15 protein-coding genes are annotated in these 15801 nt (G+C 30.4%); 4 read left to right on the top strand and 11 right to left on the bottom strand.

All coding sequences use genetic code 11. The features are described from left to right. The 8 genes from ACMUOV_RS02175 to ACMUOV_RS02140 form a co-directional block, all read right to left on the bottom strand. Positions 1–770 (bottom strand): type I restriction-modification system subunit M (locus ACMUOV_RS02175; protein WP_413853352.1); only part of this gene is annotated, 770 nt, incomplete at its 3' end. After that, the gene (locus ACMUOV_RS02170; RefSeq protein WP_413853350.1) at positions 770–1393 is read right to left on the bottom strand and encodes a restriction endonuclease subunit S; all 624 of its coding nucleotides are present in this window, start codon (positions 1391–1393) and stop codon (positions 770–772) included. The genes ACMUOV_RS02175 and ACMUOV_RS02170, both read right to left, overlap by 1 nt. A gap of 484 nt (positions 1394–1877) precedes the next feature. Then, positions 1878–2321: a helix-turn-helix domain-containing protein gene (locus ACMUOV_RS02165; RefSeq protein WP_413853348.1), complete on the bottom strand. Its 444-nt coding sequence runs from the start codon at positions 2319–2321 to the stop codon at positions 1878–1880. Positions 2322–2644: 323 nt separating this feature from the next. Beyond that, positions 2645–3400 carry a hypothetical protein gene (locus tag ACMUOV_RS02160; protein WP_413853346.1) on the bottom strand — a complete coding sequence of 252 codons (756 nt, stop codon included), beginning with the start codon at positions 3398–3400 and terminating at the stop codon, positions 2645–2647. After that, a complete protein-coding gene (locus tag ACMUOV_RS02155) occupies positions 3381–3656 on the bottom strand; it encodes a TMEM165/GDT1 family protein (protein WP_413853344.1) in 276 nt (91 codons plus the stop codon). Before ACMUOV_RS02155 ends, ACMUOV_RS02160 begins: the two co-directional genes overlap by 20 nt. 10 nt (positions 3657–3666) lie before the next feature. Further along, complete coding sequence (locus tag ACMUOV_RS02150) at positions 3667–4947, bottom strand: homoserine dehydrogenase (protein ID WP_413853342.1); 1281 nt, start codon at positions 4945–4947, stop codon at positions 3667–3669. Positions 4948–4954: 7 nt separating this feature from the next. Further along, complete coding sequence (locus tag ACMUOV_RS02145; RefSeq protein ID WP_413853340.1) at positions 4955–6145, bottom strand: aminotransferase class I/II-fold pyridoxal phosphate-dependent enzyme; 1191 nt, start codon at positions 6143–6145, stop codon at positions 4955–4957. Between the two features lie 4 nt (positions 6146–6149). Beyond that, entirely contained in the window at positions 6150–6422 is a 273-nt protein-coding gene (locus tag ACMUOV_RS02140; RefSeq protein WP_413853338.1) for an HU family DNA-binding protein, read from the bottom strand. Between the two features lie 194 nt (positions 6423–6616). Here ACMUOV_RS02140 and hydG point away from each other — a divergent pair, with 194 nt between their 5' ends. Then, complete coding sequence (gene hydG / locus ACMUOV_RS02135) at positions 6617–8068, top strand: [FeFe] hydrogenase H-cluster radical SAM maturase HydG (RefSeq protein ID WP_413853336.1); 1452 nt, start codon at positions 6617–6619, stop codon at positions 8066–8068. Between the two features lie 13 nt (positions 8069–8081). Here the strand turns inward: hydG and ACMUOV_RS02130 are convergent, their stop codons facing one another. Both ACMUOV_RS02130 and smpB read right to left on the bottom strand, forming a co-directional pair. Further along, a complete protein-coding gene (locus tag ACMUOV_RS02130; RefSeq protein WP_413853334.1) occupies positions 8082–11162 on the bottom strand; it encodes a UvrD-helicase domain-containing protein in 3081 nt (1026 codons plus the stop codon). A 27-nt stretch (positions 11163–11189) separates the two neighbouring features. Next, positions 11190–11663 carry an SsrA-binding protein SmpB gene (gene smpB / locus ACMUOV_RS02125; RefSeq protein ID WP_413853332.1) on the bottom strand — a complete coding sequence of 158 codons (474 nt, stop codon included), beginning with the start codon at positions 11661–11663 and terminating at the stop codon, positions 11190–11192. 89 nt (positions 11664–11752) lie between these two features. On the opposite strand from smpB, the gene ACMUOV_RS02120 reads away from it, so the two are divergent. The 3 genes from ACMUOV_RS02120 to ACMUOV_RS02110 are packed head-to-tail and all read left to right on the top strand — an operon-like array spanning position 11753 to position 14365. Further along, entirely contained in the window at positions 11753–12031 is a 279-nt protein-coding gene (locus ACMUOV_RS02120) for a SemiSWEET family sugar transporter (protein ID WP_413853330.1), read from the top strand. A gap of 4 nt (positions 12032–12035) precedes the next feature. Further along, entirely contained in the window at positions 12036–13613 is a 1578-nt protein-coding gene (locus ACMUOV_RS02115) for a CTP synthase (protein ID WP_413853328.1), read from the top strand. Positions 13614–13615: 2 nt separating this feature from the next. Next, positions 13616–14365, top strand: coding sequence for a HesA/MoeB/ThiF family protein (locus ACMUOV_RS02110; RefSeq protein WP_413853326.1), 750 nt, complete (start codon positions 13616–13618; stop codon positions 14363–14365). 34 nt (positions 14366–14399) lie between these two features. Here the strand turns inward: ACMUOV_RS02110 and ACMUOV_RS02105 are convergent. Further along, on the bottom strand, positions 14400–15801 hold a 1402-nt coding region (locus tag ACMUOV_RS02105; RefSeq protein ID WP_413853324.1), incomplete at its 5' end, for a mechanosensitive ion channel family protein.

Genomic DNA, 15801 nt, shown 5'->3' with positions numbered 1-15801 from the left:
GCATCGCTTATATCGTGAATAAACATATTCATTTTTGACATAGCCCAACTTGAAGCATCTCTTTCTTGCCCGTATATAGCTACATTTTTTACTCCTGCTTTTTTTGCTGTTCTAATTAGGAGCGAAGATGATCCGGCTGTTGGGTCATAGACAGACTGCCCCGCTTTAGGGTTAGCAATTCGTGCCATTAATTCAGCAACTCCCATAGGTGTAAAGAAACTACCGGCTTTTGCACCTGCTTGTTGTGCAAATTGACCTATCATATATTCAAAAGCATCACCTAAAACATCACTTGGAACTTGCCCCTGTTTAACTTCTATTTTTGAAGGTCTTAAGTCTAATGAATTAAAATCTTCCAACAAATTTTTTAATGTTGTTATTTTGTCTTTTTGCTCGCCTAAATTTGCAGTACTGTTAAAATCTACACTTCTAAAAATACCTTGCAAATATTGTTGATTATCGTCTTCTATTCCCCTTAATGCTTCATTTATTTTTACACCGATATCAGATAAGTTTTTTTGAGCATATAAAGAGTCAAAAGAATATTTTTCTTGTAATTTAAATGGTAACCTTTCTTTTGCTCTTTCAAACCTTTCTTTGTTAGGATATTTCTTTTTTAATTCATCTATATTTTCTTTATAAATATCACTTAAATACTTAACAAAAAGCAATGGTAACAAATAATCTTTATATGTCGATGCTCCTATAATTCCCCTAAAAGTATTGGCTCCGTTCCATAAAACTTGTTCTATATCTGTTCTTGTGGTCATTATTTTTCTCCTATTAAATTTTGTAAGAAACTTTTATAAAATTCTTCTTTTTTTTCTATTAAACTCTTATACAATTTTATTTCTTTATTTAATAATTTATAAAACTCTACTATTTCTTTTTGCTTTTCCAAATTTATTACCGGTATATCTATATCGCTAATAGTAGATTGTTTTATTGAATTAACTAACCAAGTATCTTCTTTTTTATATTGTTGCATCTTCTTTGTATTTGAAAATGTATTTAAGAAAATGCTTACATATTCATTAATAACCGGTTCCGACAATATATTACTACTTTTATTATTTCTTAATTTTACAAATTGCGAAGGAACTACAATATTTTCTAAATCTTTTGTAACAACAAAAGATTTTAACGGATTTATTAACCTTACAATAATATCGTTTTCTTTTGTAAGATATTTTTCATCCATTATATTTTCCGTATAAATTTCATTAAAGAAATCTGCACTTATTGTATTATCTTCTAAAAAAGATTTTAAACTTAATACTTTATATTTGCTATAATTAATATTGTTTGATTGTTCAGTAAAATCTACCGCTTTTCTTGAAACTACTAATCCTATTTGAACATCAAATAATTCCGAAAGTTTTATATTTTTCATATATATTTTTCCTTAAAATAATTGTTATTTTTAACTTTTAACAAGATTATTATACTTGATTATTTTGTTTTTGTCAAGTATTTTGTTTAAAAGTGCTTGTTATTTTTGTGTTTTAACATAGTTTTATTGACTCTATTATACCAAAATGCAACATTGTTTTCATAATTATTTTATAAAATTATTACGACAACATCTTGTCGTAACTTGGAAAGAGTTTTTAAGATTTTTGCCGTTTAAGACTTTAAGATTTTGTGTTATCTTATTCTCGGTTACCGAAGAATTTTAGAGATAAAGTTGTTCCGTTAAAAATTCTATCAAATACTATCAATAAAATTAATTAACTCGGAATAATCACCTTTATCGGCAAGTTTTAATGCCAAAACATATTTTTTCTTATATGTTTGTAATCCATTTTAATTTCAATCCGTCTTTTTCTTCTTCCGTTAACGGTGTAGAATTATCATCCGTTTCAAAAATATTCATATTAATCCTCATCCCAAATTTTTGCAGCTTTCTTACTTAACAAATATTCAATCGTATCTTCCAAAATTTCTTTATTGTCAGACAACTGATTTTCTAAACTCATATTATTGTTAACTTTGGTTACTATATTTAATGCTTTTTGTTTAGCTCTGTTATAAATAATATCATTAACATTTTCTCTTGGAACAAGAGCATATACAAAATCGCAATTTAATTCATCTGCAATTTTTTTCATTGTTGACAGCTTTAAATTCTTTTCATTTTTTTCAATAACGGCAAGCCTCGGCTGAGATATTTTTAACTTTTTTGAAAATTGAACTGAAGTCATTCCAAGCAATTCTCTTATGGTTTTTATCCAACCTTGAAGAGGTTTTTCTATTCTAACTTTTTTTAAATTATTAAATTTTTCCTGATAAGATTTAATAAGTTGTTTTTTTATATTCATTTTATAACCTATCTATTATTATTCTTGCTAAATATTATAATATATATATTATATTTGTCAAGTATTTTTATAATAGATATGTTATATTTTATACTCTTTTAATCTTTCTGTTGCCTGGAGATAAGGTTAATTGAAATATTATTTTTAATAAATATATCACAGAATTCCGGCAAAATAAAAAAGAAAAAATCATAAAATTCCTGCATTATTTACTATAAATAATTATACAAATAATTTATTGCTAAAGATAAGACAGTAAGAAGTTTAAGTTTAAAAAGCAATATGAAATTAAAGGAAAGATTATTTAAAAAACAGTTTAATTTTTAAAAAGCATAACCGACGGAAAAAGTATATTTTGAATATTTAAAATCAATTTTATCATCTTTACCGGCTTTACCGTTATTGAAAGAATAAAGAAGTTCAAAAACCATATGGCTTACAACTATACCGAAACCTACACCATAATATAAACCGCCTTCCATATCAACCGATTTTTTTAGAGTATCGTTTGGATTAAGTAAGTTATAACCAACTTGCCCGACAACATAACCGTATTTATAAAGTTCCGTGGGTTTTGACCTTAGCTTAACCGACAAGTATGCGGGGAATATATAAAAATCTCCTTTGTAAAATTTTGCATCCCTGGGATTACAGCCGCCAATACCAAGCCCTACCCCAACGATATTTTTAATATAGTGATGAAATTCCGCAAAAGCACTTATTCCGTTAGGTGCTTTAATTTTATCGTTGCCGGCTTCATAGTCGCCGTTCCAATCATAGCCGACTTTTATAACAAATTCATTTTTCTTTTCTATTATATTTTCATCCAAATCAAGTGTTTCTATTGAATCTTTATTTATTTTTTCATCTTTTTTTATTTCTTTAACATCTTTTCTGTTTATTTTTATTAAATCTTCTCCTTGAACTATATAAACAACATTATCGTCCTGATGATGAATATTTCCTTTATAAGTTGTTCCGTCATTTAAAATTACGGTTTCGGCAAACGTAAAACTAACAAACATAAACGAAACAATAAACACAATAATTGCTTTAAAATTAAGATTTGAAATATTCATATATGGTCCAACTCCCCATAAGTACAAATATTATGCCGGATATTAACTTTAATGGAATTTGCTGAAGATATGTTTTTGCAAAAGTTCCTGCAAGCACAGCAATTGCCGAAGATAATGCAAGTGCTGCAGCAGAAGCAAGAAATATATATAACGGAGCTAATTTTGAATTCGTTGAAAACAATAATGTAGCTATTTGTGTTTTATCGCCAAGTTCCGCAAGTAAAACTGTTAAGAAGACGGCAAAAAAAGCACTCATAAATTACCTTTTAGTTTTCTATTCTTACTTTTACGGTTTTTGATTTAACTGTTGAAAGTTTATCAATTTCTTTTAAAGCTTCATCTATATTTTCACTGTATGCTCTGTGTGTTGTTACTATAATTGAAACTTTTTTATTTTTGTTTCTGTCGTCCTGATATAAACTTGCAATCGATACACCGTGTTGACCTAAAATACCAGATATTTTGGAAAGCACTCCCGGTCTGTCGACTACGGAAAACCTTAAATAATAGTCGCTTTTGCTTTTGCCGTGCGGTAAAAACTTAACAACTTTTTTCTTTGAATAACCGACATTTTGAACAAGCCCTGCCGTTCCGTTTGAAACAAATTTTGATAAATCGATGATGTCGGATACCACAGCCGATGCCGCAGGCAACTGCCCTGCACCTTTACCGTAAAATACTACATCGTCGGAAGCATCACCGGTAATTTTAACGGCATTATATTCATTGTGAACCGTTGCAAAGAAATTATGATGGTCTATTAAACACGGTTCAACCCATAAATCGATACCTTTATCGGTTTTTATTGCAGAACCGATTAATTTAAATACATAACCGAAATCTCTTGTTATTTTAACATCTTCAACATCCAAACGGTCTATACCTTTTACCCTTATATCACTTACTTTTATCCAACTGCCCCAAGCAAGCGAAGATAAAATTGCAAGTTTATTTGCGGTATCGTAACCTTTTACATCTGCGGTCGGATTGGCTTCCGCAAAACCTGCCTGTTGTGCATCTTTTAAAGCGGTGGAATAATCCGTTGCTTCATCTGTCATTTTGCTTAAAATAAAATTCGTAGTTCCGTTTAAAATACCTTTAATACTTTTTATTTCATTACCTGCAAGCCCTTCGTTTAAACCTTGTATTACCGGAATTACACCGCCGACGGAAGCTTCAAAATAAACCATTTTTTTGTTTTCTTGTGCCAACGAAAATATTTCGTCCCAGTATTTTGCAAGAACCGCTTTGTTTGCGGTAACTACATTTTTACCGTGTTTTAAACTTTCTGTAATAACCGTTCTTGCAGGTTCATAACCGCCTATAAGTTCAACCACAATGTCAATTTCGGGGTCTGCTATAACATCGTTAAAATTTTTTACATAGAGTTGAGGTTTATCAATAGGGTTTAAGTCGCAAATTGATTTTACATTTATCTTTACACCTGATTTTGCAAGTGCAATGGCTTTATTTTTTTCCAAAATTTTTACAACACCTTTACCAACTGTGCCGTAACCTACCAAACCGATATTTAAAGTTTTTTTCATAAATTTTTTACCCGTTTTTTGTAAATTTTTTTAATCTTAAAAGTGCATCGTGGAACCGTCTGTCGTGAGTAACCAAAGAAATTCTGACATAACCTTCTCCGTTTGCACCGAAACCCACTCCAGGGGAAACAACAACACCCGTTTCTTTAAGCAACCTTTCGGCTACCGACAAGGAACCTTCCTTTTTTAAATTGTCCGGAAGCCCTGCCCATACATACATTGTTCCTTGTGTTTTTTTTGCATGCCAACCTATTTTATTTAAACCGTCAACCATTTTTATCATTCTTCTTTCATATATTTGTGCCTGCTGACGAACACATTGTTGAGAACCGTTCAACGCGGCAACGGCTGCAAGCTGTATGAAAGTGGAAACACCGTAATCCAAAAACGATTTGAATTTTTCCAAAGGATATATTAATTGTTTTGCTCCGCAACACCAACCTACCCGCCAACCCGCCATATTAAATGTTTTTGAAAAAGAATGAAATTCAACGGCACAATCTTTTGAACCGGGAAATTCAAAAACGGAATTACAAACGGCATCGCCGAAAGTAAGTTCCGAATAAGCATTGTCCGATACCAAAAGAATATTATATTTTTTGCAATATTTTATTGCTTCTTTCCAAAAAGAAGTATCCTTTACAAAAGCTGCAGTCGGATTATTAGGATAATTTAACAACATTATTTTTGCTTTTTTAGCAATACTTACGGGAATTTTTGAAAAATCCGGCAAGTAATCGTTTTCTTCAAGTAACGGCATTGAATGTATTCTTCCGCCTGCAAGAATAACTCCGTTAAAATGTGCGGGATATGCCGGGTCGCAAACCAAAACATAATCGCCAGGATTTAAGTAAGCCATACATAAATGTGCAATACCTTCCTTTGAGCCGATAAGCGCAAGTATTTCACTGTTGAAATCCAAATCAACACCGAACCTTCTGCCCATCCAACCTGCAACGGCTTTCCTGAATTTTGGCATACCTTTTGCCTGCGGATAGCCGTGTGTTCTTGTGTGGTGTTTAACGGTATCGCATAAACAATCTACAATATGGCTTGGTGTCGGCATATCGGGGTTACCGATACTTAAATCTATAACATCAAGTTTTTTTGCATAAGCTTCCAATTTTAATTTATGTATTCTTGTAAATAAATAAGGAGGAAGCGAATCTAATTTTTCCGACGGTTTTAATTTTATCATAAAATTATTGTATTATTTTCCTTAAAGTTGTTGTGGGCTTAAACGAAACTTTTTTTCCTGCAGGAACCGGAATAACATCACCGGTTTTGGGGTTTCTTCCCTGTCTTGCTTTTCTTGCTTTTGCCCTAAAAGAACCTAACCCCGATAAAGAAATAGTTTCTCCTTTTTTTAAATTATCCTGGATAACCTTAACAAGTGCTTTTATTGCCGAATTAACATCGGTTTGGGTCAAACCCGAAATATCCGATACCTGTTTTACAATATCAGGTTTTTTCATAACATCTCCAATAACAAAATATTAAAACTCATTGAAAATATAATAAAAATCAATAAAAAAGTCAATAACAAATATAAAAATTTGACTTTTGTCGTTTTTAACTATATAATTGGCTGGCGGAAATATTGCCGTATAATTTTTGCGGATTAATTTAAAATCTTCAAAAATTGTGAAGTAATTTTGAGGAGAACAATATGGATTTTTTTGAAAAATATAAAAAAGAATTATCGCAATACGACAGGATGGAAAAAGATTTTATTGATGACGATTTAATTTGGCAACAATTAAATGCGGCGGAAAATCCTACAAAACAGCAAGTAAGAACAGTTTTACAAAAAGCAGATAACTGTGTCCGTTTGGAACCTGAAGAAACAGCAATTTTAATACAAAATAAAGACCCCGAAACAATTGAAGAAATGTATCAGCTTGCATACAAACTTAAACACGAAGTTTATGCGGACCGGCTTGTTTTGTTTGCTCCGTTATATTGCAGCGACGAATGTGCAAACAAATGCAAATATTGCGGATTCAGATGTGATAACGGTGTAATGAAAAGAAAAACTTTAACTCAAGCCGAAGTTGCCGAAGAAGTTAAGGTTATGATAAACGAAGGTCAAAAAAGAACAGTTCTTGTTTACGGAGAATCACCTAATACAACAGTTGATTATATGGTTGATACGATAAGAACGGTTTATTCTACAAAAACGGATAAAGGTGCAATAAGAAGGGCAAACATTAATGCCGCTCCGTTATCGGTGGAAGAATATAAAAAGTTAAAGAAAGAAGGAATAGGAACTATACAGGTTTTCCAGGAAACTTATCACCACGAAACTTATAAGTATATGCATCCGCAGGATACAATAAAAGGGCATTACAGATGGAGACTTTATTGTATGGACAGGGCATATCAGGCAGGTTGCGATGATATGGGGCTTGGTGTGTTATTCGGTTTATATGATTGGCGGTTTGAAGTTATGGGGCTTTTATACCACACAATACATTTGGAAAAAACATTCAACGGTGTAGGTCCGCACACAATTTCTTTCCCGAGGGTAACACTTGCAAACTCTACTCCGTTAAGCCGACACTTAAAATATAAAGTAAGTGATGAAGATTTTAAAAAATTAGTTGCAATAATAAGGTTATCGGTTCCGTATACCGGAATGATATGCACCGCAAGAGAACCTAAAGCAATAAGAGACCAAGTTATAAAACTCGGTGTATCTCAAATGGATGCCGGAACAAGAATCGGCGTAGGCGCTTATACAAAATCAAAAACCGCAAACCAATTAAAAGATGCCGAACAATTTACAATTAACGATGAAATTTCATTGGACAGTTGCTTAAAATCCATTTGCGAAATCGGCGAAATACCGTCTTTCTGCACTGCTTGTTACAGAGCAGGCAGAACCGGTGAAGAGTTTATGAAATATGCAAAAACTCAGTTTATACATAATTTCTGTATGCCAAATGCCATCCTTACTTTTAAAGAATATATTGTAGATTATGCCTCAAAAGAAACTGCCGAAATAGGCAACAAAGTTATAGAAAAGTATTTAAAACAACTTGAAGGAACAGAGTATTACAATAAAATTATTGACGGGCTAAAACAAATTGAAAACGGTAAAAGAGACGTTAGATTTTAAAATAGAAATAAGGTTACTGTTTTTGTAAATTACCGTTTGTTACATCCATAACAAATGCTTCAATATTATGTTTCGGATAAATATCTTTTAATACCGATAAATATTTATCAATTTGTTTTTTTATATTTTCATTGTCATAAATTGATGTTTTAAAATCTATCAGTTTTATATTTTTATCATTAATTATAAGTTTATCAATTCTTATTGTATTGCCGAATTTATCTGCAAATTCTTTTTCGTTATAAACTGTTCCGGTTTCGGAAAATAAATCCGTTATGTCTTTTTTTGAAAATAAATTTACAAGAATGTTTTTAAGCCGGTCCGAATTTTGTGCGGGATATTTTAATTTTGTAAGTTTTAAACAATTTTCAATTGTTGTATTTATGTTGTTTTTATCAAATTTATTTATTGTTGATAATGCATAATGAATAATTAAACCTTTTAATAATAATTCGTTTCTGTTTTTATTATATATTTCTACGGCACTGTCGGATAATACCGGCACTATATCGTTTAATTGTGTCGGTTTTATTTGCAATGTAGCATCTGTAGTTTTTGTATCATTAGGCAAATATTTTACATGCTGCCCGGCATTACGTAAATTTTCGGGTATTAATAAACTTATTATCGGTTTTGTTTTTGAATTTTCTTTTTCGGCAATTAAGGCATAAAATTCACAAACCGCTCTTGTTAATGCAACATAGGTTATATTTAATTCGTCGGACAAAAGTTTTAAGAATTTTGAATTGTATAAATTTTTTAGTTTTTTACTGAATTGTAAATAATTTTTTGTAAAATAAAAAAAGGTATTATCTTTTATATACGGATTATCAACATCAAAATCTAAATACAAAAACGGCATTATTACCACGTTAAATTGTAATCCTTTAGCTTTGTGAATAGTCATAATTTTAACTGCATTTGATGACGGAACTTTAACGGAAAAATTATTGTCTTTAAAATTATCGTCAAAATTTTGATAATAATTTATAAAATTTTGTAATCCGTATTGTTTGGTTTCAAATTCATTTATAAGTTCCAAAAATTTTAAAATTGCATTAGCTTCTTCCGGAAAATTCGCTATAATATTGAATTTTGATATTAAAGATATTGTAAGTTCGTAAACGGCAACAAAGCCGGTTAAATTGAAAAAATTTTCAATGCAGTCATTCCATATATCCGAAAATTGTTCTCTGAATATCGTGTATAAAGTTTTCCTGTTTCTGTTTTGTTCAAAAAAATTCGTTATAACTTCTTTGTTTATTTTTGTTTGCTTTAAAAATATGGAACTTGTAATAAAACAGTAAAAAGATATATCATCCATCGGGTTATTTAGAAATTTTAATATTGAAAATAATTCCTTAATTAGAGAATTGTTGATAATATTTAATGTTTCATAAGATTGTATATTGATATTTTTTTCAAGTAACCAACGACTTATTTTTGAAATTTCATCGTTGCTTCTGCACAAAATAGTTATGTCTTTATATTCAAATCCGGTTTTTAACGAATTTAAAGTGTCGTATAAATATTGTTTTGTTTTTTCGTCTTTATCATCGTTGTCATAAAATTGAACGGTTGAAATTTTTAAATATCCGTCTTTGTTTTTTTGTTCTGAAATTTTTTGCTTTGATGCCGAAAAAGTATCCGATATATATTTGTATTCACATTCTTTAATATCTTCTTTTTTTTGTTTCAATAATTCTTTTATAAAATTGTTAATATTTTCTTGGCTGAAAACCGAATTGTTAAATTCAACAATTGCTTTATAACTTCTGTAATTTGTGTCTAAAATTTTTCTTGTTGCGGTATAATTTAATTCCTTTAACGGTAAATCGAAAATTGCCGAATCTCCTCCTCTGAAACCGTAGATAGCTTGCTTTTTGTCACCTACATAAAAAAATGAACCGTCTTGAGACAAACTTTCCTGTGCCAACAATTTTAAAGTTTGCCATTGTATGCTGTTTGTGTCCTGAAATTCATCTATTAAAATATCTTTAAAATAATTTGACAGCCGGCAATAAATATTTGTTATTACCGAATGCGAATCTTCATTGAAAATATTTAAAATTTTTTTATTTATATCCTGCAGAAAAATAACGGAATCAAGTTTTGTTTTTTTGTTAAGTTCAAGCAAAATATATTTAAACATTTTAATATAAATGCTATAGCGATGTTGTGCTTTAAGTTCAAAAAAATCGGTTAATATTTTTTTTGATTTTTCAAATAAATCGTCCAATAACGGATTTTTGCCGTCGTTTTTTGAATAAGGAAATTCTTCTTTTGTAAATAACGAGGATATACTCGGTTTGCTTAGTAAATAATTTTTATTCGGCAATATGTTTTTTTTGATACCGTCCAACATATTTTTGTTTATATTATTAAATTCTTTTATTTCCGACATTTCCAAACAGCATTTATAAAAATCATCATTGTATTGCAACAATGTTTTTGTATAGTCCGTATTTTCAAAAGAATCTTTAAATGAAATGCTTTTGTCATTTTCTTTATATAATGTTTTAAATTCTTTTATAATATTACCTTTTATATCCCAGGAAGAATGTTTATCAAGCAGAAATTGGTTAAAAAAAGTATTTAATATATTTTCTAAGTTTTTATCTTTTAAAAAATTATCCAAAAAAGCATCTACGGCAAAATCTACATATTTTTTATGTTCTTTTAAAATTTCATAATTTGGAGAAAAACCCATCTGTAAAGCTGATGATTTTATTATTAAATTTATAAAACTATCAATTGTTTTTACGTTGAAATTATCAAAATTTTCAAAAATATCCGCCATAACGGCATTGGAATTTGAAACAATATTTTGTTTCGGAACGGTTAGTTCGTCCAATAAATTGCCGGTATCTTGTTTTAATGAAATTTTTTTAAGATAATCTATTATCCTTTCTTTCATTTCAATGCTTGTTTTATTTGTGAATGTTAAAGCAAGAATATTTTTTAACGGAGTGTTTTTTACGCCCGGTTTAAAATTTAAAACAAGCGTAATATATCTTTTGGCTAAATTATGTGTTTTACCGGAACCTGCAGAAGCTTCAAGTATAATAAATTTTTCTGTCGTTGTCGTTTCCATACCTCCATACTTCCATATATCCATACCTCAAAAATCACGGAGTGATTTTTGCATTTCTCTTTCAATATCTTTTTTCTTTAAAAGTTCTTTTTTGTCGTAGGTTGTTTTTCCTTTGGCAAGCCCTATCGAAAGTTTTATTTTGCCGTATTTGCTTACATATAATTCCAAAGGAACTATCGTAAGTCCCTTCTCTTTTACTTTTGAAGCAAGTTTTACAATTTCTTTTTTATGCAACAATAATTTCCTTAATCTTTTGGCATTATAATCTTGAATATGTGTTGAAATTTGGCTGTAAGGTGCAATGTAGGCATTTTCCAAAAAAGCTTCACCGTTTGTAATTCTAACCAAGGAATCGGTTAAACTTACATTATGTAACCTTGCCGATTTTACCTCGTAACCGGACAAAACTATACCTGTTTCATAATCTTCAAGTATATGGTAATTATGAAGTGCTTTTTTATTTGTAAATATAGTAGTTCTTTCTTTTTTTATATCAGCCATATTTACAAATTATACATAAAAAAAATTTATTTGAAAATTGAATATTATTTATTGTAAAATATCTTCTATTATTAAAAAAAACGAAAATCATGGAAAAAATAATAATAGAAATTTTAGGTTATATTTCCGCAACAATTACTACAATAGCATTTCTGCCTCAAATTATAAAAACCGTAAAAACAAAATCCGCAAAAGATGTTTCAATGGGGATGTTTGTTTTATTTACCGTCGGTGTGTTTTTATGGGTTGTATACGGTTTTTTAACGTGGACAATGCCTGTTTTGATAGCAAACATAGTTATATTCTGTTTGGCATTAACACAAATTATATTAAAAATAAAATATGATAAATTAGAAAATAAAGGATAAAAAAATGAAGTATATTTTTATGACGGGCGGTGTTGTAAGTTCTTTAGGTAAAGGTATAACCGGTGCAAGCATAGGCAAACTTTTGCAGTTACACGGATATAAAGTAAATATGATAAAAATGGACCCTTACATAAATGTTGACCCCGGAACGATGAATCCTTTTCAGCACGGTGAAGTTTATGTAACTGCCGACGGTGCAGAGGCCGATTTGGATTTGGGAACTTATGAAAGGTTTCTTGATATAGTAACAAAAAAAGCAAACACAAACACCGCAGGTGATATTTACCAAACTGTTATAAATAGAGAAAGAAAAGGCGAATATAACGGCGGAACGGTTCAGGTAATTCCGCACATTACAAACGAAATAAAAAAAAGGTTTGTCGCTTTTGATAAACAGGCCGATATAACAATTATAGAAATAGGCGGAACAATAGGCGATATTGAAGGGCTTCCTTTTATTGAAGCCACAAGGCAGTTTATGCTTGAACAGAAAAGAGAAGATGTAATGAGTATTCATTTAACATTTGTCCCGTATATTGAAGGTGCAAAAGAACTTAAAACAAAACCTACACAGCATTCGGTAAATAAATTAAGAGAAGTCGGTATAATTCCCGATATGATTATCTGCAGAACTCAATACCCGATAAACGATTCCATGAAAGGTAAAATTTCATTGTTCTGTAATGTCCCCAAAGATGCCGTAGTTGAAGCAAGAACATGCTCTTCAATTTACCATATTCCGGAATCTTTGCACGAGCAGGGTGTTGATGCAATAGTTTTAAAAAGATTGAATTTAAAAAGTAAAATAAAATTCAGCAACAAGTGGTTTAAATATGTTAAACAGGATAAAACAAATTATAAAACCGTAAAAATAGGTGTTATAGGAAAATATGCCGATTTAAAAGATGCTTATAAATCCATAGATGAATCATTAAAAATATCGGCTATGGAAGCAAAAGTTAATGTTGATGTTCAATATATTTCTTCGGAAGATAAAAATTTAATAAAAAAATTAAAAACTTTAGACGGAATACTTGTTCCCGGTGGTTTCGGTATGAGGGGAATTGAGGGTAAAATTTCGGCAATAAAATTTGCAAGGGAAAATAAAATTCCGTTTTTCGGAATATGTTTGGGAATGCAGTGTTGTGTAATTGAAGCGGCAAGGCATTTGTTAAAATTTAAAAATGCAAATTCTACAGAAATCGACCCTAAAACCATATACCCGGTAATAGAAATGCTTGAAGAACAAAAAGATGTTAAATATTTGGGCGGAACGATGCGGCTTGGTAATTACGAATCAAATTTGGTTAAAGGTTCTTTGGCACATAAACTTTACAAAAAAGATACTATAGTTGAAAGACATAGACACAGATATGAAATGAACCCGAAATATATTGAAATGTTTAAAAAAGCCGGGTTTGATGTTTCCGGTTATCATAAAGGAGTTTTACCGGAAATTGTTGAAATAAAAAATCATCCGTTTTATATAGCCGTTCAATTTCATCCGGAATTCGGTGCAAGGCCTGCAAAACCGCATCCGTTATTTCAAGGTTTTGTTTTAGCCGCCAAAAACAGAAAATAATTATGGCTTTATCAAGCGAGCAACTTGAACATTATTCAAGAAACATATTATTAAAACAAGTCGGCATAAAAGGGCAGGAAAAACTTTTAGCATCCAAGGTTCTTGTCATCGGTGCCGGCGGGCTCGGTTCACCCGCAATAATGTATTTGGCTGTTGCCGGTGTGGGAACAATAGGTATTGCCGATAAAGATGCGGTTGAACTTTCAAACCTTAACCGTCAAATAATTCATAATAAAAATAAAATAGGAACACAAAAAACGGAATCCGCAAAAAGAACAATAAACAAATTGAATCCCGATATAAAAGTAAATATTTACGACGGAATTATATCCGAAGAAAATATTACGGATTTAATTTTAAAGTATGATTTTATTATAGATGCAACCGATAATTTCGAAACAAAATTTTTAATAAATGATGCTTGCATAAAAGTAAAAAAACCGTTTTCACATGCGGGGGTTGTAGGTTTTCAAGGACAACTTATGACTTATGTTCCGAATAAAAGTTGTTGTTACAGGTGTGTATTTAAAGAACCTCCTCCAAAAGATTGTGTTGTCTCTTGTTCCGATGTCGGTATATTGGGCTCTGTTGCAGGTGTTATCGGAACTTTACAGGCAACCGAAGCCGTAAAATATATTTTAGGTATTGGGGAACTTCTTACGGGATATTTGCTTACATATAATGCATTAACTATGGAATTTAGAAAAATTAAATTACCCGAGCCGGATAAAAATTGCAAATGCAGTTTTTAGTTTGCTGATTATATTTTTAAATTTTTTGTTAATTTCAGTTAAGCTGTTTTAGTTTTTGAATATCTTTTCCGGACGGGTTTTGGAATATTGACAGTTCAAATTCATCTATTACCGATAATAAATGGTCAAAAATATCTGCCTGATAACTTTCATATACCAACCAATCGGCAGTATTTGTAAAACAATAAACCTCAAGCGGAATACCGTTGGGTGTAGGGTCAAGTTGGCGGACAAATGCGGAAAAATTTAAGTTTATAAAAGCCCTTGTTCTTATGTATTGTTGGCAATATATTCTGAATAAACCTATATTTGTTAAATATCTTCCGTTATACATTGTGGCAGTTATGTTATGCATTTTGTTATATTCGGAGATTTCTTTTTCTTTACTGTCAATATAATCTTTTAATAATTCAAATTTTTGAAATTTCTTAAGCATTTTCTCATCTAAAAATTTTATGCTTTGCATATCTATGTAAAAACTTCTTTTAATTCTTCTGGCTCCCGCTTTTTGCATTTCCCGCCAGTTTTGAAACGATTTTGATATTAAATCGTAAGCGGGAATTGTAACTATTTTATTGTCCCAATTTTTTACATAAACGGTTGTCAGTGAAATATCGGTAACATTTCCGTCGGCTCCGTAAGAAGGCATTTCTATCCAGTCGCCGAGCCGAACCATTTTGTTCATTGACAATTGCCAACCGGCAGTAAGCCCGACGATAGTATCTTTAAATACTATCATAAGAACGGATGCCATTATTCCCAAGGAGGAAATAAAATATGTAGGTTGTTTGCCTATACTGTAAGCAAAAATAATTAAAAAACCGAAAAAATTAATAAATATTTTAATGAATTGAACAAATCCTTTTATGGGAATATCGTTTTTTGAATCGTGAATTATTCTTGTAACCGTTAATGCTTTATTAACAATAACCAAAATACATAATAAAAAGTAAATATTAATTATTTTATTTGCAAGGTGTTTTATTTCGGCATATTCTTCGATAGGGAACACAAAACCGGCAATAATATTTGCAATAAAACCTGCAATAATATAACCGATTACGGCAAAAACATTTGCTTCTTTTAATGCATAATTCCAAATTCTTTTTAGTTTAAAAAGTTTGCTGTCTAAAAGTTTTTTTGAGAGATATGTCGATAAATACCATGTTAAATACAAAAATAAAACAAGAAACAATAATGTTGTTATCATTGCTATAGGTTCAACATAGTTGTTCGGAACCCCGAAATTTGTTAATAATAATTTTACATAACGCATAACCGATATTATAATATAAAAAAATTTGATTGTAAATTTTTTATTTGGTAAAATTCTTATAATTTGTGAATATTTTGATGATAAATTTATAATGAGGTGGCAAAATGAGTTGTATGTGTTCGGAAGAAGTAAAAAAAATGTGCCCTGTAACAAAAGGTGC

Origin of the sequence: Candidatus Ruminimicrobium bovinum (assembly GCF_902760015.1) — a bacterium.
GTDB lineage: Bacteria > Elusimicrobiota > Endomicrobiia > Endomicrobiales > Endomicrobiaceae > Ruminimicrobium > Ruminimicrobium bovinum.
Note: the sequence above shows the minus strand (reverse complement) of the source record. Positions and strands in the feature narration are given on the sequence as shown.